Genomic DNA, 22,439 nt, shown 5'->3' with positions numbered 1-22,439 from the left:
CTTAGCTGGCGTTCTTTGGGCTGACATAGAGCACGCCCAGAGCGCAAATCAGTGCGCCAGTAAAGACGCTCGCCAGGTAGCCCGCCACGTTGGTCGCCAGCGGCCAGCCCCAGATGGCTGGCAGCGGCAGCGTCTGCTTCACGCCAAGGGTGATGGCGACCAGCGCGCCGGCGACGGCACCGGCCATGAACACCGGGATCAGGCGTGGGTTTTTCAGGATGAACGGGATAGCGCCTTCCGAGATCCCAATCACGCCCAGCAATAACGAGGTGCTGCCAACGGTTTTCTCTTCCTGGCTAAAGACATCCGGTAGCCCAAAGCGGCCGTTAAGAAAAGCGGCAAAGCCGACGCCAATGGAAGGGATCACGATGGAGAGTTCGCGGGCGGTTAAATCAAACGTCTCGCTCATGCCATTCAGGCCGAGCGCGACTGAACCCGCCGCCTTATTGACCGGGCCGCCCAGGTCGAACGCGGTGCCTGCGGCGATCATCGTGGAATAGAATCCGCGCCCGGTGTCACCTGCCGAGGTAAAAAAGACCACCATCAGCTGGTTAAGCGAGCCGAAAATCGGGTTAATCAAATATTCCATGACCATCACCAGCGTTATCCCGGTGATCAGCGGGACGACCAGCATAGTTTTGATGGTGGTGAGCTGCTGGCGGACGTGAATGGAATCATTCAGCCAGCGCACCAGATAGCCCACGAAAAAGCCGATGCCAATCGCGCCGAAAAAGCCGGACGGCATAAAGCCTTCAATATCAAAGAAGCGTTTGTAGACCTCGTCTGACATGATGCCGCCGATAAGTCCGGGGATCAGCGCCGGTTTGCCGGCAATGGAAAACGCCAGATACATGGCGAAAACCGGATACATGAACTTAATGGTCATAAAGCCCACTTTATCCAGCACGCTGAACGGCGAATGGTCGATGTTGATAAATTGTCCGGTAATTTTGGCCGTCGCCATCATCAGCCCGCCCATGACCACAACCGGCAGCATATAGCTGATGGCCGCCATAATATGGCCGATAAAAATCTGGTAAGCCGAATGCTGGCGCTCGTCGTCGTCTGCTACGGAGGAGGCGGTGACGTTTTTTTCCATGGCCAAGGCCTGACGCAGATAGCGATCGGTATGCTTGATCAGCGCTTGCGTGCGGGTCTGAAGATGGGGAATGTTTTCAAAACGCTCGGCATCCTGAATGGGAACGTCGGTGGCCAGAATAATGGCCGTGGCGGAGGCGATATCCTGTTTTGTTAAGCGATTTTTTACGCCGTCGCTGCCCTGCGTTTCGACCTTAACCTCAATATTGTGCTCTTTAGCCCATGCAATAATTTTATTCGCGGCCATGAAGGTGTGTGCGATACCTGTCGGGCAGGCCGTCACCGCGACAACTTTTTGTTTCGTCATTGTCATAATTCCCTGGATGTGAAAACCGGGAAAGTATAAAGAGAACCTAAAACAGTTTTTAATGTTTGCTAATACTAATTACGTATCGTGATACGCGGCGCTGCATTATGTGAAGCGTCTTCCAGAGGCTATTTTTCTGTTATGTTAATATCATGCCGGGATTAAACAGGGTGTAATATATGAATTCATTTCAGGGAAGTGAACGTTTGATATTTGAATACATTCAGTATCATGCGTCTAATATTTCTAATATATCGGCAAAAGAGATTGCCCGGGATACCTTTACAACGACAACATCCGTTAATCGAGTGTGTAAAAAAATGGGCTATAAAAGCTATACCGAGCTTCGGTATCGTTTTTTACGCGATCATTTTACCCCAGCGCCTGCCGCCCCCGACGCTGGGCCGCACGCGGACGATATTGTGGCGGAGGTGTCCAGGCTGCTCACCCATTCCAGCCATATTTATCTGTACGCGCGCGGTGCTTCACTCACCAGCCTCAACTACCTGTCGCGTTTTTTATCCCTGGCGAGTCTGCCGCACCTCATTTTGAATGATATGCACCAGCTGACACGGGTATCGAAGGGGACGCTGGTACTGATCAGTAAATCCGGGGAGACGCAGTCGCTGATTGAAATGGCGCGTAACGCGCTGCGAAAAGGGTTAAAGATTATTGCGATTACCCGCGAGGGGTCGACGCTGGCGGCGATCTCATCGCTATGCTGGCCGCTAGTGATCGACATCAACGCGGTATCGCTGTATCAGCGGGAAGGACAGCTTGAACTGTTAAGCGCCGTGGACCGTATCGGCTGTAGGTTGCTACAGCACGATACGGTGTAGTCGGGCCGTCAGAGTTGCTTCACTATCCCCAGACGTACGGCATAATCATTTTCATGGTTGCCGTCATTGTTGATATAGGTTTTATCCAGTGACACCAGCTCAACGTAAGGCGTCCAGCCGTCGTCAAGGCTGTAGTTGAACGCGACGGTATGCTCCCAGTAGGTGTCATCCCCGGTTCCCTGATCGACGTTATCCTGCCAGCGGAAGCGTGGGTTATAGGATATACCGAATTTGCCAATGTTATAGGCGAACCAAATGTCGAACTGGTGTGACTGACGGCGGGTATAGCCGCTGCCGTCGAGTTCTTTGTCGCTGTGTGCGTCATTGATGGTGTTATAACGATAGCGGGCAGAGAGGTTCAGACCGTTATCGAACGCTTTCCAGCCCTGAATGAAGGGGCGATAGTGGGTATTACTGGGGGTGAAAACCGTCACCATGCCAGGCGCAACGGCAAAGCCATTGCCCAGATTGAAGCGCCAGCGCGTTTCAATCTCCTGTGCCGCCTCCGTTAATCCTTTGTCATCGGGGTTATTTCGGTCGGTATCACCAAAAAAAGTATCGTTGTGGTTTTGTGCAGCTTCAACGGAAAAGTAAAAACCGTTATCCGCCTGATGCATAACCTTAATACGTGAATCATTTACGTCAGAGCGCGTATTATGGCCAAAGCGAAGGTCGACGGACGTATTTCCGCACCATCCCTGTGTGCTCAATAATAATGCGCTAATACACGTTACTTTAATAATTGTCTTTTTCATCATGTCCTGCCGAGGTTATTAATTAGCAGGGCTATTTTTATTTTTGGCACGCCATGATGTAAAAGCTATCGTCGTACATTTAGCGTATCGCTAAACATAAAAAAAAGAGAGACAGCATGCTGTCCCTCCTGATATTTATTCCTGCACCCACCAGATGGCTTCAAACGGGCGCAGTTGCAGCGTATCGGGTCGGGAGGGAACCTCTTCATAGTTACTGAGCGCCACCCGCCATGCTCCCTCTACCGGGGCCGGCTGCCACTGCTGGCGCTCGCGGCTCAGGTTCGCCACCACCATCAGCGTTTGCCCCTGCCACTGGCGGCGATAGCACCACAGGGAAGGGTGCTCAGGCAGGAGATCCTCATAATCCCCCCACGTCAGCACCGACAGAGATTTGCGCAGGCGAATCAGCGACTGATAGGTGTAGAACACCGAACCGGGGTCGTCCAGCGCCGCGCGGGCGTTCACCGTTTCGTAATTATCACAGACGCCAATCCACGGTTCGCCTGCGGTAAAGCCCGCGCCGTGCGAGGCATCCCACTGCATCGGCGTACGGCCATTATCCCGGGATTTACTCGCCAGAATCGCCAGGAGTTCATCGGTATCGCGGCCGTTAGCCCGCTGTTCGGCGAACATGTTCAGGCTCTCCACGTCGCGGTAGTCGGTGATGCGGCTGAAGTGCGGGTTGGTCATACCCAGCTCTTCACCCTGATAGATGTACGGCGTGCCCTGCATGCCGTGCAGCACCATGCCGAGCATTTTCGCCGCCGCCACGCGGTGTTCACCTTCGTCGCCAAAACGCGACACGATGCGCGGCTGATCGTGGTTACACCAGAATAGCGCGTTCCAGGCTTTGTTGTGCATTCCCTGCTGCCAGTGGTGGAAGAGGGTTTTCAGCGCCACGAAGTCCGGCTTCGCCAGCGTCCACTTTTCGCCGCCGGGATAGTCCACCTTCAGGTGGTGGAAGTTAAAGGTCATCGACAGCTCGCGCCCGTCGAGCGCCGCGTACTGCTGGCAGTTCTCCAGCGAGGTGGAAGACATCTCGCCCACCGTCATCAGGTTGCGCGGGGTAAAGACGTCGCGGCTCATCTCCTGAAGATATTCGTGAATGCGCGGCCCGTCGGTGTAGAAGCGACGACCATCGCCGAAGGGATCGTCCGGGAAGGTTTGATCTTTCGAAATCAGGTTGATGACGTCGAGACGCAAACCGTCCACGCCGCGATCGGCCCAGAACTCGCACACTTTTTTCAGCTCGGCGCGCACCGCCGGGTTTTCCCAGTTAAGATCCGCCTGCTCCGGCGCGAAGAGATGCAGATAATACTGCTCGCTTTCGGCGTGCCAGCGCCAGGCGTTGCCGCCAAATTTCGAGCGCCAGTTGTTGGGAAGCACGTCCGGCGTGCCGTCGCGCCAGATGTAAAACTGGCGGTACGGACTCTCTTTGTTAAGCGATTCGCGGAACCAGGCGTGCTGCGTGGAGGTATGGTTAAAGACCATATCCAGCACGATGCGGATGCCGCGACCGTGCGCCTCGGCAACCAGCTCGTCAAAGTCGTCCAGCGTGCCGTAGGTCGGGTCGATGGCGGTGTAGTTCGCCACGTCGTAACCGTTATCCACCTGCGGGGAGATGTAGAACGGCGTCAGCCAGATGGCGTCAATGCCGAGGGTTTTCAGGTAGTCCAGGCGCTGCGTCACGCCGCGCAGATCGCCCGTGCCGCTGCCGGTCGTGTCCTGGAAACTCTTTGGGTAAATCTGATAGATAACGCCGTTCTGCCACCAGTGAGGAAGGGTATTCATAGTGCTTTCCTGCAAATGCGAAGGGGCGCAACTGCGCCCCGAAAGAGGGAATTAAACAATCTGCAACGTGCCCTGACGGAACTTACGCTGGTAAACCACGGTGGTCAGCACCATTGGGATGATAATCGCCACCGCCATGGCCAGCGCAAATACCTGCCAGAAAGCGGGCTGAATGGAGAGGATTCCCGGCAGGCCACCGACGCCAATCCCGTTCGCCATCACGCTATTCAGACCGCACAGCAGGCCCGCCAGACCAGAGCCGATCATCGCGCAGAGCATCGGGAAGCGGTACTTCAGGTTGATGCCGTACATCGCCGGTTCGGTGACGCCGAGGTAGGCGGAAATAGCCGCCGGAACGGAGATCTCACGCTCGTTGTGCTTACGGCTGACGATAATGATGCCGGTGACCGCAGACGCCTGCGCGATATTAGACAGGGCGATAATCGGCCAGACCGGCGTACCGCCGAGGCTTTGAATCATCTGCATATCGATGGCCAGCGTGGTCTGGTGTACGCCGGTGATCACCAGCGGAGCGTACAGGAAGCCGAACAGCGCGGCACCGATTGGCGCGAAGCTGCCGGTCATCAGGTGACGGACCGCGAAGGCCACGCCGTCGCCAATCATCCGGCCAAACGGACCGATAAAGGCATGCGCCAGGAACACCGCCAGGATCAGCGAGCAGACCGGGACCACCACCAGATAGAGGTAATCCGGCACGATGCGCTTCAGGCGCGTTTCAATAAAGCCCAGCGCCAGGCCCGCCAGCAGCGCCGGGATCACCTGCGCCTGATAGCCCACCTTGGCGATGCTAAACAGGCCAAAGTTCCACACCTCCGGCACCTGCTGACCAAGTAAGTAAGCGTTCATTAACTGCGGAGAGACCAGCGTAACGCCCAGCACGATGCCCAGAATCGGCGTGCCGCCCATCTTGCGCACCGCCGACCAGCAAATCCCGACCGGCAGATAGAAGAAGATCGCCTCGCCAATCAGCCACAGGAAGTCATAGATGCTTTGCAGCGCCGGGTACATCTGCGCCAGGGTTTTGCCGTCGCTCATCGGCACGTCGCCGATGACGTTACGGAAGCCCAGAATTAAGCCCCCGCTGATCAGCGCCGGCAGCAGCGGGAAGAAGATCTCCGCGAAGTGGGAAATCAGCTGCTCGTGCCATTTCATATTCTGGCGCGCCGCCTTCTTCGCCTGCTCTTTATCGGCGGAAGCGTGCCCGGTAGTCGCCAGCAGAGCCTGATAGTAATCGCCCACTTCGGTACCAATCACCACCTGGAATTGCCCGGCGTTGGTGAAGCAGCCTTTAACCATCTTGAGCTCTTCAATGGCCTTCGGATCGGCCTTGGCCGGATCGTTCAGCACGAAGCGCAGGCGGGTAATGCAGTGGCTGACGGTGGCGATGTTTTCGCGTCCGCCGACCAGGACGATAAGCCGATCGATATCTGCTTGTTTGACTTTACTCATCATGAAACCTCATGACCGGTTGATAGGGGTAATGACCTGAGCGCAAGCCTACTCTTTCAGCGTGACGGCGAAAATGGGAACGTTCCCGAAATCGGGCGGAGATCACAATAATCCCTTTAGCGGGGGCTATCTGGATGCGTTGCTTGATATGTGTTCAAGCGCGTGTATGCCCTTTGAGATTTATGTCTGTAGCTTACGGGCCTATGAGGAGAGTGATATAAAAAGATTCTCAATTCATGAGCTTAATTGTTAATGTTTTGAAGAAATACCGGGTCAATATCTTAAAAATACGTTTCCCAGACCTAAACGTGATCTGGTTGGAACATTCATATCGCGTACAGGCATAGGCTGCTTTCAAATGGTTAAAAGTCTGGGGCGCGTATGTACGGAAACAACGAGATCATCAGTTATCTACAGGCCAATAAAATACTTGCGTTAAAACTCGACCATGCTATTACAGGTGTGAGTGAGCAGGTTAAAAATCAGATAGATACGATAAGTAAAGGCGCGACTCGACTGTTGTATTACACCTCATGTTTCACCGATGAATACAATGAGGTTTGCCAGAGACAAAAGACTGAAGATATACGTTTCAGGGATGCCGTTTATAAGGTACTCAGTGGCGTTGATGTCGCCTATAACATGCTGCAAATCTACTTTGAGGAAATTTTCAAAAACAAAACCTCAGACCAATTAGAATACATCAAGCAGCGCCTGATGGCCGTAAATGTTCATGTTGCAGCAGTTACTCTTACAGGTGCCGGATTTACATTAGCTGTCGCCTCTTACGTTCGACTTGGTTTAAACCTCAGTCTCGAACTCAGCGCCATTGCAGGAACATGGGCATCCCGGGGTATTGCCCTTATAGGTTTTTATGGTGTAGTGCAGAAAGCCGCAGACAGTGCTTATCGCCTGCATGTTGAATTCCCTGCCTATTATTCTGCACTTTATGCGCAAGGACTGGAAATGCTCTATTTTCTCATTGAGCCGATATTTCATCAGGCGAACGCGATGAAAGCGCAATGGGCGTCGAATGACCAAATTGCAGACATCATTAGCAGGATGATCCAATAGTCATGCTGAACTACATAAAACGTTTTTTATGTTGGCAAGGGAGAACTTTCTTTTCAGTCTACGGCCCAACCGTGCTAACAATTATATTCGCCCTTATTCAGGCTCATTTCTTCCCTGGAAGCCCAGTCTGGCCAATCGGTGTTTTCTTCATTGCCGTAATGATTATTTTTGGCCGTTATATAAAAGGCTGAACACGCCAATAGTGATATCAACTAATAAGGAAATTACATGTCTACTCCCGCACACTTATGGCTTGAAGATGAGAACGGTTCGCCGGTTGTCGGTAGCTGCCTGATACCGCTGCGCCTGGGCTCTATTGAATTAAAATCATTCTCTCACGGTGTGACCATCCCGGTTGACCCCAGTTGGGGAAAACTCACTGGTACTCGTGTTCACCGCCCAATCACAATCATTAAAGAATTCGATCAGACAACGCCCCTTCTGTATCGTGCGGTGTGCGAAGGGCGAATAATGAAGAAAGCGACAATCAAAATGTACCGTATTTTGGATTCAGGGATCGAAGCCGAGTATTTTAATATCATTCTTGAAAACGTGAAGTTCACAACGGTTGCGCCATATCTGTCACCCAACGGCACGAGCAGTACTCATCTCGAAACGCTCGAATTGCGCTATGAGGCGATCACATGGAAGTATACGGAAGGCAATATCCTGTATCGTGATTCATGGAACGATCGCTGTTGTGCTTAATATCGAAAGAGATGGCGCAGGAGACGTTGATTCGCTTATTGATTTTCTTCTCCCTGCGCTTATTTTCCTTCCTGACACTTTCTACGACAGATGGGCAGGAATAACGATCTGACGCGGCTCTGCACGACCGTTGATCTGCTCGATCAGCTGCGCGGCAGCCTGACGGCCAGACTCGCCGTAGCCGGGGTCAACGCTGATAATCTCCGGGTGTAAGAACTTCATCAGCGGCGTGTTTCCCACGCTCGCTAATTGCAGCTCCCCGATGCGCTGCTCCTGCAAATATTTGCTCGCGCCTAATGCAAGGGTATCCGTGGCGCACACCAGGGCGGTGGTGTGCGGGGTTAGCACGCTGGCGACCTGCTCATATCCCTGCTTCATGCCCAACCCCGGCAGCGCGGCCACGGCAGGGAGGTTGTTTTTTTTACAAAATGCCAGATACGCTTCATGGCGACGCTTGCCGGTGGTGACGTCGGCATGCGGTACGCCGAGATAGCTGATATGCCGATGGCCCTGTTCATACAGGCGCTGCATCAGGATCACTATCGCTCCTTCGTCATCATAACAAACGGAGGCAAACCCGCTGGCGTCGCGCGCCAGCAGCACCAGCGACGGCTGCCAGGGCTTCAGCACGTCCTCTTTCAGGCCGGTAAACCCGAACAGCACCACGCCGTCAATGTTGCGGCGCTGAAGCATACCCAGATGCTCCTCCACCATTTGCGCGGAGAACTGGCTCTCCATCATGATCGGATCGTAGCCCTGCTCGTAAAAGGCGGGAAGCATGGTTTGTACGGCGAGGTTTTCGGAGAGGGAATCCAGACGCGAGACAATAATGGCGACCACTTTATCGCTCTGCCCGCGCATGGCGCGCGCGGAGCGGGAAGGGGAAAAACCGTGCTGATTCATCACCGCCTCGACGCGCTCGCGGGTGCGCTCGCTGACACCGCTTTCGTTGTTCAGCACGCGTGAGACGGTCGATTTCCCCACGCCGCTTAAACGCGCGATATCTTTAATCGTAAGGCGGTTCTGCATGCTGTATTCCCTGTAACAACGATAAAATGGTCAATTGAGCCTAATGCTATCCTGCGAATTCGCTATGGGCAAAGTCTGGTTTACGTTTGGTTTATTTGCAGGGCGTTATAATACCGCCCGATTAGCCACAAACGGTATGGTTAAATCTCTATACTGCGTGCCGAAACTCTACTTTTTACTTACCGGAGGCCACATGGATCCCGATCCCGTACCTCTCCTGACCAGGAGAAAACCTTCTTTCCGGTAAGCCAGCCTTTTGCTGTCTCACCGGCGTGAGGCAGCAACGTTCATACGTTCCTGCTTGTTAAATTAAGTGCCTGACAGGTAAGGCTTTGCCACGCCTGCGGGAAAGACTGCGTCCGCCTTTGCGGATGCGGGGGAATGACTATGCTGAAAAATATCACCCGGCAGCTGTTTACGCAGCTGAGCCGCCATCTGCCACGCCGCCTGATTGCGCGCGATCCGCTGCCAAATGCCAACACCATGGCGGGAGCGGCGATTCCCGCTTCCCTGACCGAGCGCTGCCTGAACGTGGCGGCGATGGATGAAAACGAAGTCTGGCGCGCCTTTGGCGGCCACCCGGAAGGGCTGAACGCGCAAGAAGTGTTAAAAAGCCGCGCGGAACATGGCGACAACCAAATCCCGGCGCAGAAACCCTCTCCCTGGTGGGTCCACCTGTGGCTCTGCTATCGCAACCCGTTCAACCTGCTGCTGACGGTGCTCGGAATTATCTCTTACGCCACTGAAGATCTGTTTGCCGCAGGCGTGATCGCCCTGATGGTGGGCATCTCCACGCTGCTTAACTTTATTCAGGAAGCGCGCTCCACCAAAGCGGCAGACGCCCTGAAGGCGATGGTCAGCAACACCGCGACCGTCTCGCGCGTGATTAACGATCTCGGCGAAAACGCCTGGGTTGAGCTGCCCATTGACCAGCTGGTGCCGGGCGATCTGGTGAAGCTGGCGGCGGGAGACATGATCCCGGCGGATTTACGCATCATCCAGGCGCGGGATCTGTTCGTCGCCCAGGCCTCACTGACCGGTGAATCCCTGCCCGTGGAGAAGGTCGCGCGGACCCGCGACCCGCAGCAGATGAACCCGCTCGAGTGCGACACCCTGTGCTTTATGGGCACCACGGTGGTCAGCGGCACGGCGCAGGCGATTGTCACCGCCACCGGCGGTAACACCTGGTTTGGGCAGCTGGCTGGGCGCGTCAGCGAGCAGGAGAGCGAGCCGAATGCGTTCCAGAAAGGCATTGGCCGCGTCAGCATGCTGCTGATCCGCTTTATGATGGTCATGACGCCGATTGTCCTGCTGATCAACGGCTACACCAAAGGCGACTGGTGGGAAGCGGCGCTGTTCGCGCTCTCCGTGGCCGTCGGCCTGACGCCGGAAATGCTGCCGATGATCGTGACCTCCACGCTGGCGCGCGGGGCGGTCAAACTCTCTAAACAAAAGGTGATCGTCAAACACCTCGACGCCATCCAGAACTTTGGCGCGATGGACATTCTCTGCACCGATAAAACCGGCACCCTGACCCAGGACAAAATTGTGCTGGAGAATCATACCGATATTGCCGGGAAGACCAGCGAGCGCGTGCTGTACAGCGCGTGGCTGAACAGCCATTACCAGACCGGGCTGAAAAACCTGCTCGACGTGGCGGTGCTGGAAGGCGTGGATGAAGAGTCTGCCCGCATGCTCTCTGGGCGCTGGCAGAAGGTGGACGAAATCCCGTTTGACTTTGAGCGTCGCCGCATGTCGGTGGTGGTCAGCGAGCAGCCGGACGTGCATCAGCTGATCTGCAAGGGGGCGTTGCAGGAGATCCTGAACGTTTCAACGCAGGTGCGCCATAACGGAGAGATCGTGCCGCTGGACGACACCATGCTGCGCCGCATCAAGCGCGTCACCGATAGCCTGAACCGTCAGGGGCTGCGCGTGGTGGCAGTGGCGAGCAAATTCCTGCCCGCGCGCGAGGGTGACTATCAGCGTATCGACGAATCCGACCTGATCCTCGAAGGTTACATCGCCTTCCTCGATCCGCCGAAAGAGACCACCGCCCCCGCGCTGAAGGCGCTGAAGGCGAGCGGTATTACCGTCAAAATCCTGACCGGCGACAGCGAGCTGGTGGCGGCCAAAGTGTGCTCCGAAGTGGGGCTGGACGCGGGCGACGTGGTGGTGGGGAGCGACATCGAAACGCTTTCTGACGACGAACTGGCGCAGCTTGCCCAGCGCACGACGCTGTTTGCCCGCCTGACGCCGATGCACAAAGAGCGCATCGTAACGCTGCTGCGTCGTGAAGGGCACGTGGTGGGCTTTATGGGCGACGGCATCAACGATGCGCCGGCGCTGCGTGCGGCGGATATCGGCATCTCCGTGGACGGCGCGGTGGATATTGCCCGCGAGGCGGCGGATATCATCCTGCTGGAAAAGAGCCTGATGGTGCTGGAGGAGGGCGTCATCGAAGGGCGTCGCACCTTCGCCAACATGCTGAAGTACATCAAAATGACCGCCAGCTCCAACTTCGGTAACGTCTTCAGCGTGCTGGTGGCGAGCGCGTTTCTGCCGTTCCTGCCGATGCTGCCGCTGCACCTGCTGATCCAGAACCTGATGTACGATGTCTCTCAGGTAGCGATCCCGTTTGATAACGTGGACGACGAGCAGATCCAGAAGCCGCAGCGCTGGAACCCCGCCGATCTGGGGCGCTTTATGCTGTTCTTTGGGCCGATCAGTTCTATCTTCGACATTCTGACCTTCTGCCTGATGTGGTTTGTGTTCCACGCCAACACGCCGGAACACCAGACGCTGTTCCAGTCCGGCTGGTTCGTGGTAGGGCTGCTGTCCCAGACGCTGATTGTGCACATGATCCGCACCCGCCGCATTCCGTTTATCCAGAGCCGTGCCGCGTGGCCGCTGATTGTGATGACGGGCATTGTGATGGCGCTCGGGATCGCGCTGCCGTTCTCGCCTCTTGCAGGTTACCTGCAACTTCAGGCGCTGCCGCTGAGCTACTTCCCGTGGCTGGTGGCGATCCTCGCGGGCTATATGGTGCTGACGCAGATGGTGAAAGGATTCTATGCGCGCCGATATGGGTGGCAGTAAGCTCATTTTGCCACAATCCAGACGTAGGCCGGGTAAGGCGAAGCCGCCACCCGGCATCTGGCTTTCCTCCCAAATTCAACAACCTGTGATCTCCGTCGGCGCATTCGCTTGACGACAATTTGTACGCATGTTAACAGAATGTTTTGCCTGTATTTGGCCCGTCAGATAAGGAACATTCATGTTACGGTACAGTCTCTTAACCGCCGGGCTTATGCTCGGCGCCTCCGCTTTTGCCGCGCCGGCAGGCGACCTTCCCCTGATGCCCTGGCCTGCGAAGGTTGAACGCCCGACGACTCAGGGCGCGCTGGTGCTTAACAATCAACTCTCCGTGAGCGTCAGCGGCGACGATCTGGGGGATGCGGTCAACCGCCTGCGCCAGCGCATTGCGCTGCAAACCGGCTGGACGCTACAGCCGCAGGCCGAAAAACCTGACAAGCCGACCATCCGCATCGCCATCGCTAAAAAGGTGAAGCCGCAGCCGCTGCCGGACAGCGATGAAAGCTATACCCTGAAGGTCGATGCCAACGGCGTGAACATCTCCGCCAACACCCGCTTTGGCGCATTGCGCGCAATGGAAACTTTGCTCCAGCTGATGCAGAACGGTGCCGAAAACACTTCGATTCCGTGGGTTACCATCGAAGATTCGCCGCGCTTCCCGTGGCGTGGGCTGCTGCTCGATTCGGCGCGCCATTTCATCCCGTTACCCGATATCAAACGCCAGATCGATGGTATGGCCGCGGCTAAGCTCAACGTTCTGCACTGGCATCTGACTGACGATCAGGGCTGGCGCTTTACCTCGAAGCGTTATCCAAAATTAACCCAGCTTGCCAGCGACGGGCTGTTTTACACCCCTGAGCAGATGCGCGAGATTGTGCGTTACGCTGCCGAACGCGGCATACGCGTGGTGCCGGAGATCGATATGCCGGGCCACGCCTCAGCGATTGCCGTCGCCTATCCGGAACTGATGAGCGCGCCGGGGCCGTACGCCATGGAGCGCCACTGGGGCGTGCTGAAGCCAGTGCTGGATCCTACCAAAGAGGCGACTTACACCTTTGCCGACGCGATGGTCAGCGAACTGGCGGCGATCTTCCCCGATCCGTATCTGCATATCGGCGGCGATGAAGTGGACGACAGCCAGTGGAAAGCGAACGCGGCGATCCAGCGATTTATGCGCGACAACAAACTGGCGGACAGCCACGCGTTGCAGGCGTATTTCAACCGCAAGCTGGAGACGATCCTTGAGAAGCATCACCGGCAGATGGTCGGCTGGGACGAGATCTACCATCCCGATCTGCCGAAAAGCATTCTGATCCAGTCCTGGCAGGGGCAGGACGCGCTGGGGCAGGTGGCGCAGAACGGCTATAAGGGCATTCTCTCAACCGGCTTCTACCTCGACCAGCCGCAGTCCACCGCCTATCACTACCGCAACGAAATTGTGCCGCAGGGGCTGAATGGCGTGGACGTGATAGCGGACACCGACAGCGTCCAGAGCTGGGCTTTCTCCATGCCGCGCCTGAAGGGCAAGCCGGTGGAAGGCAGCTTTACGCTGGTGAAAGGCGACGCCGGATGGCGCGGATTCATTGATTTTGCCGGGAAATCGCGTCGGGCGGTGAATAACATTCAGTGGCGTGGCGACAACCAGGTGACGTTTACCGTTGACACCTGGATGGGTGAAACGCGCCCGGTCGTTTCAGTTGCGAACGATAAGCTCAGCGGTTATTTCCTGGTGGGCAACGCGCGCTACCCAATCGACGGTTCGCGTCTGGACGAGGTGCCAAAAGGCATACCGCCCGTGGTGCCGGACCCGACGAACGAGGCCAATCTGCTCGGCGGTGAAGCCGCGCTGTGGGCGGAAAACGTGGTCGCGCCGGTGCTGGACATCCGCCTGTGGCCGCGCGCCTTTGCGGTGGCGGAGCGGCTATGGTCGGCGAAGGACGTGAACGACGTCGACAACATGTATACCCGGCTACAGGCGATGGACAGCTGGTCCACGGTGTCGGTTGGGCTACAGCAGCATACCCAGCAGCAGGTACAGTTCACGCGGCTGGCAAATAATGCGGATACCTTGCCGCTGCAAATCCTCGCCCAGGCGCTCGAGCCGGCGCAGTATTACACCCGCCAGCATCTCAAGTTCCAGGCCGGAAACTACCATCAGTTTGAGCCGCTCAACCGGCTCGCGGACGCGCTAAACGCTGAAAGTGCTACCGTGCGTCAGATGAATAAATGGGCCGACCGTCTGGTCAGCGACGCGGAAGACACGGAAAGCGCCGAGGCGCTGCGCCACGTCTTTAACCGCTGGCAGAACAACACCAGCGACGTGCTGGCCTTGAGCGAAAACAGCTATCAGCTGAAGGCCATCAAACCGGTGATTCAGGAGGTGGATAAGCTGGCCTCGATTGGCCTGAGGCTGACGGATCTGGTGGCGCGTCAGGGGACGCTGGACGACAAAGAGATCGCCTCGATCCAGAGCGAGCTGGACAGCGCGGCGAAGATTCAGGACGAAGTGGTGATTGCAGCGGTCTATCCGCTGGAGACGCTGCTACGCGCCACGCGGAATCAGTAACACCCATGCCCGGTGGCGTGTAGGCCCGGCAAACGAAGTGCCGCCGGGCGTAAAGGCTACTCAGTTCTTCAGAACCCATGCCTCTTTCCAGTGTGCGCCAACGCCTGGCTCATACTGGTTTGCGGTTGGGCTGTACTGTACGCAGTAGCCGCTGTACGGGAAAGGCTTACATTCGTAGGTCTTACCGTCTTTAGGCTGAAGTACCACGGTACCTGCCTTGTAAGACGCGATATTGTCCGGGAAGGTAAAGTCGTGGTGACCGGTGCTGTCCGCGGCTGCATCGCTTTCCAGCATCAGGTTCAGCACGTCCTGCGCGAACATCGTGCCGTCTTTATTGGTCGCGTAGTATTTCAGCATGTGGTGGCCGGCGGTTACGTCGGTCAGGGTCATGGTGACGTCCTGATTGCTGTTGTTCATGTCCTGCTTCAGGTAGCCTTTTTCCGCACCGTGGTGGTTCATCACGTGTGCTTCAAAATTCACGTCGCCCTGCGTATTCACGTGGAAGGTCACGGTCGCGTTGCCATGTTCGATTTTGCTGTATTGCAGATCGGTAACGGCGATGCTCTCACTCACCTGCGCTTTCTGCTCTTCATAAGAGATAGCAACGGACTGTAAGGTGCTGCCGTCTTTCACGAAGACGCTGTTAGCGCCGTGAACCGGGCTGATGTCACCGGCTTCATCCTTCACGCCGACGCGCACGTCGTGCTGCGCGGTGTTGATCTTCTGCGCCAGATCGTAGGACCACTGGTTAGCGTCGCCCTGCTCAGCAGAGCCGATGGTCATCTCGGTGCGCATGGCGGTCACTTCGCCGTGGGCGTCGAAGAAGCGTGCGATAACTTTATCGCCCACGTTCAGGTTATTACCGGCAATCTGGCCGCTCAGGGTTTTGCTCCACTCGGATACGATCGCAGGTGTTTCGTCCGGGGTCACGTTGCCGCCATTGCCGAAATCAACGTCGATAGCCTGATAGAAGCTGTTTGAAGTATCTGCAATTTCCCATACGCCGTAAATGACCTGATAGCCCGTGCGCTCAGGCACATTACAGGTCATGGATTTAGTTACGGCTGGCGCCTGGCTATTTCCGTTAATTGTACAGAACGGGGTTAATTCAAACTGATCGCGGGTTAGCGGCTTATTTGGGTCCCAGTTTTGTTTGGTAATGTAATAACGCCAGTTGGTGGTTTTGTGCGGCGCAGTATGGTGCCAGACAAATTCATGCGGGCCCGCGGTCATTGGGTTTTTAGTCCACGCATTCAGGCTCTGCTTATCCAGCTGAGAATATTGTGAGATACCCGCGCTGGCGAGGTGTCCGTCTGCTGGCTCTGCCCCGGTCGGGAAGCCGGAGGTTTTCTCTACGCTCTGCGGTTCATACTGTACGGAGCCGCAATCAATATTTTGACCCAGCTTACACATATAGGCGCGGCTGGCAGGAGATTCAATATATCCGTGGGCAAATGCGGAAGACGCAACGGTCAGTGTTGCGAGCGCAAGTGCGATTTTTGAAAGTTTCATTACTCATCCATAAAAAGAGAATATTACTAGGCGGGGGGATTCTAATAATCGGACAAGTAATATGTCATTTCGTACAGAGAGTAAAAATGGTCGCAATAATAAAGGCAGCGAGCGCTGCCTTTTATTTATTGAAATAAATTAGCGACGTACGGCGATCGCTTCAATTTCAATTTTCACGTCTTTTGGCAGACGCGCTACTTCCACGCAGGAGCGCGCCGGGAAGTTGGCGTTGTGCTCGGTGAAGAACGCTTCGTACGTGGCGTTAACGGTGGCGAAGTCGTTCAGATCTTTCACGAACACCGTCGTTTTGACGATATCACCCACCTTCAGGCCCGCAGATTCAACGATAGCCTGCACGTTTTCCAGCGACTGACGCGCCTGCGCCGCCACGTCGGCCGGCACTTCACCGGTTTTCGGGTTTACCGGGATCTGGCCAGAGGTGATGATCATGCTGCCCAGATCAACGCCCTGAACGTATGGGCCGATGGCCGCTGGTGCATTTTCCGTCGCGAGTACTTTGCTCATTTTTTCTCCAGAATTACAGCGTTAAGAATGTTCCCGGCCATTATAACAGCCGGGATTTCATTACCAACCTCAATTAGTTGGCCAGCACCACATAATGGGAAAACTCTTTTTCGCAGTATTTGCATTTGAGCGCGATGTCATTGGCGCGCTTTTTCACTGCAAAGCTGGAGGAAACCGGCTCGGCGTGGCTGATGCAGTTGCTGTTCGGGCAGACCAGCACGCTTTCGATGCGCTCCGGCAGGCTCGGGCGGGATTTGCCCACCACGTCGTAATCGTCGATGCGGTTAACCGTGGCGTCCGGCGCATACAGCGACAGCTGGTTGACCTGTTCGTCGGTCAGGAAGGTGTTTTCGATTTTGATCAGATCTTTACGGCCCATTTCGCCAGACGGCAGGTTCAGGCCGATGGTGATGCGCTGGTCGGTTTCGGTCAGTTTGAACAGCGTCAGCAGCTTAAAGCCCACCTGCGCAGGGATGTGGTCAATCACGGTGCCACGCTTGATGGCTTCAACCTGGAGTTTGTTATCGTGTGTCATGGTCGTCTCCCCTTACAGAGCTAATTCGCGATTCAGAACCAGTGCCAGTAACGCCTGGCGAGCGAAGATGCCGTTCCCGGCCTGCTGGAAGTACCAGGCGTGCGGCGTTTTATCCACGTCGGTGGCAATTTCATCGATGCGCGGCAGCGGGTGCAGCACCTTCATGTTGTCGCGCGCGCCGTCGAGGTCGCTGGCGCGCAGCACGAACTGCGCCTTCACGTTGGCGTATTCGGACGGATCCAGACGCTCTTTCTGCACGCGGGTCATATAGAGAATATCCACGTTGCCCACCACCTCTTCGATGCTGGCATGCAGGCTCCACGCAATGCCTTTCTCGTCCAGCATGTCGAGGATGTACTGCGGCATCGCCAGCGCGTCCGGGGCGATGAAGAAGAAGCGGTTGCCGCTAAATTTCGCCAGCGCCTGGGTCAGGGAGTGGACGGTGCGACCGTACTTCAGGTCGCCGACCATGGCGATGTTCAGGTTTTCAAGCGTGCCCTGGGTCTCCTGAATGGTGAACAGATCCAGCAGGGTCTGCGTCGGATGCTGGTTGGCGCCGTCACCGGCGTTCAGCACCGGAATGCCGCCGGAAAACTCGGTTGCCAGGCGCGCCGCACCCTCCTGCGGGTGGCGCATCACAATCGCGTCCACGTAGGTGCTGATCACTGAAATGGTATCCGCCAGGGTTTCGCCTTTTTTGCCCAGCGACGTGTTGCTGCTGTCCGAGAAGCCCACCACGCTCGCGCCCAGGCGGTGCATGGAGGTTTCAAAGGAGAGGCGGGTGCGCGTCGACGCTTCAAAGAAACAGCTCGCGATCACCTTGTGCTTCAGCAGCTCCGGCTGCGGATTGGCCTTCAGTTTTGCCGCGGTTTCCAGAACCAGTTCCAGCTCTTCGCGGCTGAGGTCGTTTATGGAAATGATGTGTTTTTGATAAAGCGGATTCATGTTTATCTCCTGACGCCGGGCAAAAAAAAGCCCCTCAAATGAGGGGCTCTGGGAATAGGTTTAGCAACGGGAAGAAAAACGGCAGGCCAGCGTCTGATTTCAGACGCGGTAAGACGTTATGTCGTACACGCTTGACCATGCTTCCTCCCGGCAAATTGTCGGGCATTATACGCAGCTCGTTTTTGGGATCAAGCGATTTAATGCACGCTTTACTCAATGCAAACGGTTCTTTATGAATATTAATGCATTCTGAGTAAATAATTAATTTGCTTGTGCACCAGCGCGGTACGCTTCACCACCCGGGGCGCGACCCAGACGATACTGCTTCCCGCCACCACGCCTAAAATTTCCGGTAACTGGTGATAATCCAGAATACGCGCCACCGCGCGGCCATATCCGGCGACGGTATGAATAAGGATAAATTCGCTATTGTGCTCCACGCTGACCACCATTTCGGAGACGGTGCGCGCGGCGTCGGGGGCAGGGCGCAGCTGGGGATTCAGCGAATAAATCTTTAGCCCTTTGGCATTGCGAATTTTTATGACGCCGAGCAGCTTGAGCAGACGTGAAACGGTGGACTGGCTGATGGTCTCAAAACCCCGCTCCTGCAAGTCGCGGCGGATCTCTTCCTGAGAGAGATAGCTCTTTTCCGCGATCAGACGCTGGCAGACCGTTAGCTGTAGTTGCTCTTTGGGAGAGTACTCTTCGTAATCCATCATAGTTCCCATATCAGTTCCCGAAATAACCGGTGGCACCGCACCGATCCGTAGGCCGGATAAGCGCAGCGCCATCCGGCAAATCACAACAACGCGCCCAGGCTTAACGCCACCATAATCACCACCGTCAAAATTCCCAGCAGCGGCGCGACCCATTTCAGATAACGCACGTAGGGCACGCGGGCGATAGCCAGCCCGCCCATAACAACGGCAGAGGTGGGGGTGATAAGGTTAACGAGGCCGGACGCCGACTGGTAAGCCGTAACCACCAGGTCGCGGTTGACGTTAGCGAAATCGGCAAGGGGCGCCATGATCGGCATCGTCAGAACGGCCAGGCCGGACGAAGAAGGCACAAGAAACGACAGCACCACCTCCAGCCAGTACATCACGTTAATGAACGCCACCGTCGACAATCCGGTGACCATCCCCTCGGCGCTGTGCAAAATGGTGTGGGTAATCATGCCCTTATCCATAATCACTACGATACCGCGCGCGATGCCGATAATCAGCGCGACGCCCAGCAAATCTCGCGCGCCGTTGATAAACGTCGACGTCAGCTCCTCTTCGCTCATGCGGGCAATAAGCCCAACGATGATGGCGCTGGCGAGGAACACCGCCGAGATCTCTGCCATCCACCAGCCCCGCACCGCCACCCCGTAGATCATCACCGCGAAAGCGAGGGCGAAGATCGCCAGGATGAGTTTGCGCACCGGGGTAAATTCCAGCGACTGCTCGCCCTTGTTGCCGAGAAAATGGGCGCGGTTCTCTTCCTGTTTATCCGCCACGATCGACAGCGACGGATCTTTGCGCACCTTACGGGCGTAGCGCATCACCCACGCCACGCAGATGATCCAGCCGATGACCAGTAGCGCGATGCGCAGCATGATCCCGTTGGTGAAGGGGATCCCGGCGGCGTTGGCGGCGATCACCGTCGCGAACGGGTTTATAGTAGAGCCGAGCGTGCCGATCCCCGCCCCGAGCAGCACGGTGGACGCGGCAACCACCGGATCGAACCGCGCCGCCAGCATCACCGGCACCAGTAAGGTATAGAAGGGCAGCGACTCTTCGGCCATGCCGTAAATCGTGCCACCTGCGGCAAACAGCGCCATCAGGATCGGGATCATCCACTCTTCGCGTCCGCGCAGCTTAGTGGTGACGCGCTCGATCCCGGCGTCAATTGCCCCGGTTTTGGTGACGATCCCGAGAAATCCCCCGATGATCAGAATAAACAGCGCGACGTCGATCGCCCCGGCCTGGCCGGATTCCGGATCGTACAGCCCGGCTATCGGGGCCATCAGCACCGACACCAGCCCCTGCGGATGCGATGCCACGTGCGCATAGGTGCCGGCAACCGGCACTTCTTTACCGAGCGCCTCGTTCATCGCCATATGGTACTGCCCGGCCGGAACAATCCACGTCAGCACGGCAACCACGGCAATCAGAAAAAAGAGAATGGTGTAAGCGGAGGGAAACTTGAACTTGCCCATGATGTTCTCCTGAAACCCGGCGCACCACGCGGCGCGCCGGGCGGTGATTAGTCGCCGAGTGTCGCCACCATGACCGCCTTAATGGTGTGCATGCGGTTTTCTGCTTCGTCGAAGACGATGGAGTTCGGTGATTCAAAGACCTCTTCCGTCACCTCCAGCCCCTTCAGGCCGTACGCCACCTCGATTTCGCGCCCCACTTTGGTGTGCTCGTTGTGGAATGCCGGCAGGCAGTGCATGAACTTGACGTTCGGGTTGCCGGTGGTCTTCATCACGTCCGCGTTGATTTGATACGGCTTCATCAGGCTGACGCGCTCGGCCCAGGCTTCCTTCGGTTCGCCCATGGAGACCCACACGTCGGTGTAGAGGAAATCGGTGCCGTGCACGCCTTCTTCCACGTCGTCGGTGAGGGTGATGCGCGCGCCCGTTTCTTTGGCGATGGCGCGGCACTGCTCAACCAGCCCGGCTTCTGGCCAGAAGGATTTGGGCGCCACAAGACGGATATCCATCCCCATCTTGGCCGCGCCGACCATCAGGGAGTTGCCCATGTTGTTCCGCGCGTCGCCCAGGTAGGCAAAGCTCAGCTCCGGCAGGGTTTTGCCCGGGGAGTGCTCCAGCATGGTCATCAGATCCGCCAGAATTTGCGTTGGGTGAAACTCGTCGGTCAGGCCGTTCCACACCGGCACGCCCGCGTACTCGCCCAGCTCCTCGACGATGGCCTGACCGTAGCCGCGGTACTCGATGCCGTCATACATGCGGCCCAGCACGCGGGCGGTGTCTTTCATCGACTCTTTGTGACCGATCTGCGACCCGCTTGGGCCGAGGTAGGTGACCTGCGCGCCCTGGTCAAACGCGCCCACTTCGAAGGCGCAGCGGGTGCGGGTGGAGGTTTTTTCAAAGATCAGGGCGATGTTTTTTCCGACCAGCGTCTGCTTTTCGCGCCCGGCTTTTTTGGCCGCCTTCAGCTCGATGGCGAGGTCGATCAGGTACTGAATTTCCGCCGGGGTGTAGTCCAGCAGTTTAAGAAAGTTGCGGTTTTTCAGGTTAATGGTCATGGGTAAATCCTTTTTAAATGTGAGTTCAGTTACGAATCAGCGTGCCTTTCTCGCCCGCCAGGATCTCCGCGCCGTCGGCCAGCGCGCCGATTCCGGCAATGCCGCCGCAGGCCTCAACAAATTCGCGGCAGGCGGCGACCTTCGGCCCCATCGATCCGGCGTCGAACGTCATGTCTTTAAGCAGTTCCGGCGTCACCTGCGCCAGCGGGCGCTGGGTCGGCTTGCCCCAGTCGAGGTACACCGCGTCGGCATCGGTGAGGATCAGCAGGGCATCGGCCTCGATCTGGCGCGCCAGCAGGGCGGCGGAGAGGTCTTTGTCGATCACCGCCTCAACGCCGCGATAGCCGTTGGCGTTTTCCACTACCGGCACGCCACCGCCGCCGTTGCAGATGACCAGGTGGTCACGCTGGATCAGCGCCGCGATGGCGTCGCTCTCGACGATGCGCTTCGGCTGTGGAGAGGGCACCACGCGGCGGAAATAGGCGCCGTCGGCCCTGAACGTCCAGCCTTTTTCTGCGGCCAGCGCTTTCGCCTGCGCTTCGCTGTACACCGGGCCGATGTATTTGGTCGGGTTGCTGAACGCCGGGTCGGCGGCGTCCACCTCTACCTGAGTGAGCAGAACGCTCACCTCGCGCTGCGGCAGATTGTTTTTCAGCGCCTGCTGGAGCATGTAGCCGATCATCCCCTGGCTTTCCGCGCCGAGAACGTCCAGCGGGTAGGGCGTCACTTTGTCGTAGGCGCTGTTCTGCAATGCCAGCAGCCCGACCTGCGGCCCGTTGCCGTGCACCAGCACCACGCGCCACTGTTCTGTTAATCCGGCGATGGTGCGGGCGGCCTGCTCGATGTTCTGACGCTGAATATCCGCTTCCAGCGGCTCGCCGCGCTTGAGCAGCGCGTTGCCGCCCAGGGCCACAACCAGAGTGGGTTTTCGTTCCAT

19 protein-coding genes and 1 pseudogene are annotated in these 22,439 nt (G+C 56.8%); 6 read left to right on the top strand and 14 right to left on the bottom strand.

All coding sequences use genetic code 11. The features are described from left to right. Position 1 precedes the first annotated feature (1 nt). Positions 2-1,405 (bottom strand): PTS fructose transporter subunit IIC, encoded by a 1,404-nt coding sequence (locus tag E0L16_RS19940; protein WP_131638017.1) that lies wholly within the window; start codon positions 1,403-1,405, stop codon positions 2-4. Between the two features lie 179 nt (positions 1,406-1,584). Here E0L16_RS19940 and E0L16_RS19935 point away from each other — a divergent pair, with 179 nt between their 5' ends. Then, a complete protein-coding gene (locus tag E0L16_RS19935) occupies positions 1,585-2,244 on the top strand; it encodes a MurR/RpiR family transcriptional regulator (protein WP_131638015.1) in 660 nt (219 codons plus the stop codon). Positions 2,245-2,252: 8 nt separating this feature from the next. On the opposite strand, the gene E0L16_RS19930 is transcribed toward E0L16_RS19935, so the two are convergent. The 3 genes from E0L16_RS19930 to treB form a co-directional block, all read right to left on the bottom strand. After that, the gene (locus E0L16_RS19930; RefSeq protein WP_131638013.1) at positions 2,253-2,999 is read right to left on the bottom strand and encodes an oligogalacturonate-specific porin KdgM family protein; all 747 of its coding nucleotides are present in this window, start codon (positions 2,997-2,999) and stop codon (positions 2,253-2,255) included. 135 nt (positions 3,000-3,134) lie between these two features. After that, complete coding sequence (treC, locus tag E0L16_RS19925; protein ID WP_131638011.1) at positions 3,135-4,790, bottom strand: alpha,alpha-phosphotrehalase; 1,656 nt, start codon at positions 4,788-4,790, stop codon at positions 3,135-3,137. Positions 4,791-4,841: 51 nt separating this feature from the next. Beyond that, complete coding sequence (treB, locus tag E0L16_RS19920) at positions 4,842-6,260, bottom strand: PTS trehalose transporter subunit IIBC (RefSeq protein WP_180979069.1); 1,419 nt, start codon at positions 6,258-6,260, stop codon at positions 4,842-4,844. Positions 6,261-6,641: 381 nt separating this feature from the next. Here treB and E0L16_RS19915 point away from each other — a divergent pair, with 381 nt between their 5' ends. Next, positions 6,642-7,334 carry a hypothetical protein gene (locus E0L16_RS19915; protein ID WP_131638010.1) on the top strand — a complete coding sequence of 231 codons (693 nt, stop codon included), beginning with the start codon at positions 6,642-6,644 and terminating at the stop codon, positions 7,332-7,334. 228 nt (positions 7,335-7,562) lie between these two features. Beyond that, entirely contained in the window at positions 7,563-8,042 is a 480-nt protein-coding gene (locus tag E0L16_RS19905; RefSeq protein WP_064910239.1) for an Hcp family type VI secretion system effector, read from the top strand. Between the two features lie 81 nt (positions 8,043-8,123). On the opposite strand, the gene treR is transcribed toward E0L16_RS19905, so the two are convergent. Then, on the bottom strand, positions 8,124-9,071 hold the full coding sequence (gene treR, locus E0L16_RS19900) for a trehalose operon repressor TreR (RefSeq protein ID WP_063867230.1): 948 nt from the start codon (positions 9,069-9,071) through the stop codon (positions 8,124-8,126). A 387-nt stretch (positions 9,072-9,458) separates the two neighbouring features. Between treR and mgtA the strand changes: the two genes are divergently transcribed. Further along, positions 9,459-12,167: a magnesium-translocating P-type ATPase gene (mgtA, locus tag E0L16_RS19895; protein WP_131638008.1), complete on the top strand. Its 2,709-nt coding sequence runs from the start codon at positions 9,459-9,461 to the stop codon at positions 12,165-12,167. Positions 12,168-12,345: 178 nt separating this feature from the next. Beyond that, positions 12,346-14,730, top strand: a complete 2,385-nt coding sequence (locus E0L16_RS19890) for a beta-N-acetylhexosaminidase (RefSeq protein WP_131638006.1) — start codon at positions 12,346-12,348, stop codon at positions 14,728-14,730. 60 nt (positions 14,731-14,790) lie between these two features. Here E0L16_RS19890 and gbpA read toward each other — a convergent pair whose 3' ends face one another. From gbpA to E0L16_RS19865, 5 genes are all read right to left on the bottom strand, one after another. Then, positions 14,791-16,242, bottom strand: a complete 1,452-nt coding sequence (gbpA, locus tag E0L16_RS19885) for an N-acetylglucosamine-binding protein GbpA (protein WP_129741575.1) — start codon at positions 16,240-16,242, stop codon at positions 14,791-14,793. Between the two features lie 138 nt (positions 16,243-16,380). Continuing rightward, positions 16,381-16,767, bottom strand: coding sequence for a 2-iminobutanoate/2-iminopropanoate deaminase (gene ridA / locus E0L16_RS19880; protein WP_126543197.1), 387 nt, complete (start codon positions 16,765-16,767; stop codon positions 16,381-16,383). Between the two features lie 73 nt (positions 16,768-16,840). Beyond that, complete coding sequence (gene pyrI / locus E0L16_RS19875) at positions 16,841-17,302, bottom strand: aspartate carbamoyltransferase regulatory subunit (protein WP_010427352.1); 462 nt, start codon at positions 17,300-17,302, stop codon at positions 16,841-16,843. A gap of 12 nt (positions 17,303-17,314) precedes the next feature. Continuing rightward, on the bottom strand, positions 17,315-18,247 hold the full coding sequence (gene pyrB, locus E0L16_RS19870; protein ID WP_063867237.1) for an aspartate carbamoyltransferase: 933 nt from the start codon (positions 18,245-18,247) through the stop codon (positions 17,315-17,317). A gap of 34 nt (positions 18,248-18,281) precedes the next feature. Next, complete coding sequence (locus tag E0L16_RS19865; protein ID WP_022646880.1) at positions 18,282-18,386, bottom strand: pyrBI operon leader peptide; 105 nt, start codon at positions 18,384-18,386, stop codon at positions 18,282-18,284. Here E0L16_RS19865 and E0L16_RS19860 point away from each other — a divergent pair. Then, positions 18,366-18,483 (top strand): annotated as a pseudogene (locus E0L16_RS19860) (hypothetical protein). The gene E0L16_RS19865 and the pseudogene E0L16_RS19860 overlap by 21 nt on opposite strands. A 3-nt stretch (positions 18,484-18,486) precedes the next feature. On the opposite strand, the gene E0L16_RS19855 reads toward E0L16_RS19860, so the two are convergent. The 4 genes from E0L16_RS19855 to E0L16_RS19840 all read right to left on the bottom strand — a co-directional run bounded on the left by E0L16_RS19855 (position 18,487) and on the right by E0L16_RS19840 (position 22,439). Beyond that, entirely contained in the window at positions 18,487-18,966 is a 480-nt protein-coding gene (locus E0L16_RS19855) for an arginine repressor (RefSeq protein ID WP_028015317.1), read from the bottom strand. Between the two features lie 80 nt (positions 18,967-19,046). Further along, on the bottom strand, positions 19,047-20,450 hold the full coding sequence (locus E0L16_RS19850) for a YfcC family protein (protein ID WP_131638004.1): 1,404 nt from the start codon (positions 20,448-20,450) through the stop codon (positions 19,047-19,049). Positions 20,451-20,497: 47 nt separating this feature from the next. Beyond that, positions 20,498-21,502: an ornithine carbamoyltransferase gene (gene argF, locus E0L16_RS19845; RefSeq protein ID WP_131638002.1), complete on the bottom strand. Its 1,005-nt coding sequence runs from the start codon at positions 21,500-21,502 to the stop codon at positions 20,498-20,500. Between the two features lie 25 nt (positions 21,503-21,527). After that, a complete protein-coding gene (locus E0L16_RS19840; protein WP_131638000.1) occupies positions 21,528-22,439 on the bottom strand; it encodes a carbamate kinase in 912 nt (303 codons plus the stop codon).

This window comes from Enterobacter quasihormaechei (genome assembly GCF_004331385.1).
Taxonomy (GTDB): Bacteria; Pseudomonadota; Gammaproteobacteria; order Enterobacterales; family Enterobacteriaceae; genus Enterobacter; species Enterobacter quasihormaechei.
The sequence above is the reverse complement of the archived record's forward strand: the minus strand, read 5'-3'. Positions and strand labels throughout refer to the sequence as shown.

Excerpts from the sequence above, each read along its gene's own strand:
- E0L16_RS19940 (WP_131638017.1), bottom strand. The coding sequence starts at position 1,405 with ATGACGAAACAAAAAGTTGTCGCGGTGACGGCCTGCCCGACAGGTATC.
- E0L16_RS19935 (WP_131638015.1), top strand. The coding sequence starts at position 1,585 with ATGAATTCATTTCAGGGAAGTGAACGTTTGATATTTGAATACATTCAG.
- E0L16_RS19930 (WP_131638013.1), bottom strand. The coding sequence starts at position 2,999 with ATGAAAAAGACAATTATTAAAGTAACGTGTATTAGCGCATTATTATTG.
- treC (WP_131638011.1), bottom strand. The coding sequence starts at position 4,790 with ATGAATACCCTTCCTCACTGGTGGCAGAACGGCGTTATCTATCAGATT.
- treB (WP_180979069.1), bottom strand. The coding sequence starts at position 6,260 with ATGAGTAAAGTCAAACAAGCAGATATCGATCGGCTTATCGTCCTGGTC.
- E0L16_RS19915 (WP_131638010.1), top strand. The coding sequence starts at position 6,642 with ATGTACGGAAACAACGAGATCATCAGTTATCTACAGGCCAATAAAATA.
- E0L16_RS19905 (WP_064910239.1), top strand. The coding sequence starts at position 7,563 with ATGTCTACTCCCGCACACTTATGGCTTGAAGATGAGAACGGTTCGCCG.
- treR (WP_063867230.1), bottom strand. The coding sequence starts at position 9,071 with ATGCAGAACCGCCTTACGATTAAAGATATCGCGCGTTTAAGCGGCGTG.
- mgtA (WP_131638008.1), top strand. The coding sequence starts at position 9,459 with ATGCTGAAAAATATCACCCGGCAGCTGTTTACGCAGCTGAGCCGCCAT.
- E0L16_RS19890 (WP_131638006.1), top strand. The coding sequence starts at position 12,346 with ATGTTACGGTACAGTCTCTTAACCGCCGGGCTTATGCTCGGCGCCTCC.
- gbpA (WP_129741575.1), bottom strand. The coding sequence starts at position 16,242 with ATGAAACTTTCAAAAATCGCACTTGCGCTCGCAACACTGACCGTTGCG.
- ridA (WP_126543197.1), bottom strand. The coding sequence starts at position 16,767 with ATGAGCAAAGTACTCGCGACGGAAAATGCACCAGCGGCCATCGGCCCA.
- pyrI (WP_010427352.1), bottom strand. The coding sequence starts at position 17,302 with ATGACACACGATAACAAACTCCAGGTTGAAGCCATCAAGCGTGGCACC.
- pyrB (WP_063867237.1), bottom strand. The coding sequence starts at position 18,247 with ATGAATCCGCTTTATCAAAAACACATCATTTCCATAAACGACCTCAGC.
- E0L16_RS19865 (WP_022646880.1), bottom strand. The coding sequence starts at position 18,386 with ATGGTCAAGCGTGTACGACATAACGTCTTACCGCGTCTGAAATCAGAC.
- E0L16_RS19855 (WP_028015317.1), bottom strand. The coding sequence starts at position 18,966 with ATGATGGATTACGAAGAGTACTCTCCCAAAGAGCAACTACAGCTAACG.
- E0L16_RS19850 (WP_131638004.1), bottom strand. The coding sequence starts at position 20,450 with ATGGGCAAGTTCAAGTTTCCCTCCGCTTACACCATTCTCTTTTTTCTG.
- argF (WP_131638002.1), bottom strand. The coding sequence starts at position 21,502 with ATGACCATTAACCTGAAAAACCGCAACTTTCTTAAACTGCTGGACTAC.
- E0L16_RS19840 (WP_131638000.1), bottom strand. The coding sequence starts at position 22,439 with ATGGAACGAAAACCCACTCTGGTTGTGGCCCTGGGCGGCAACGCGCTG.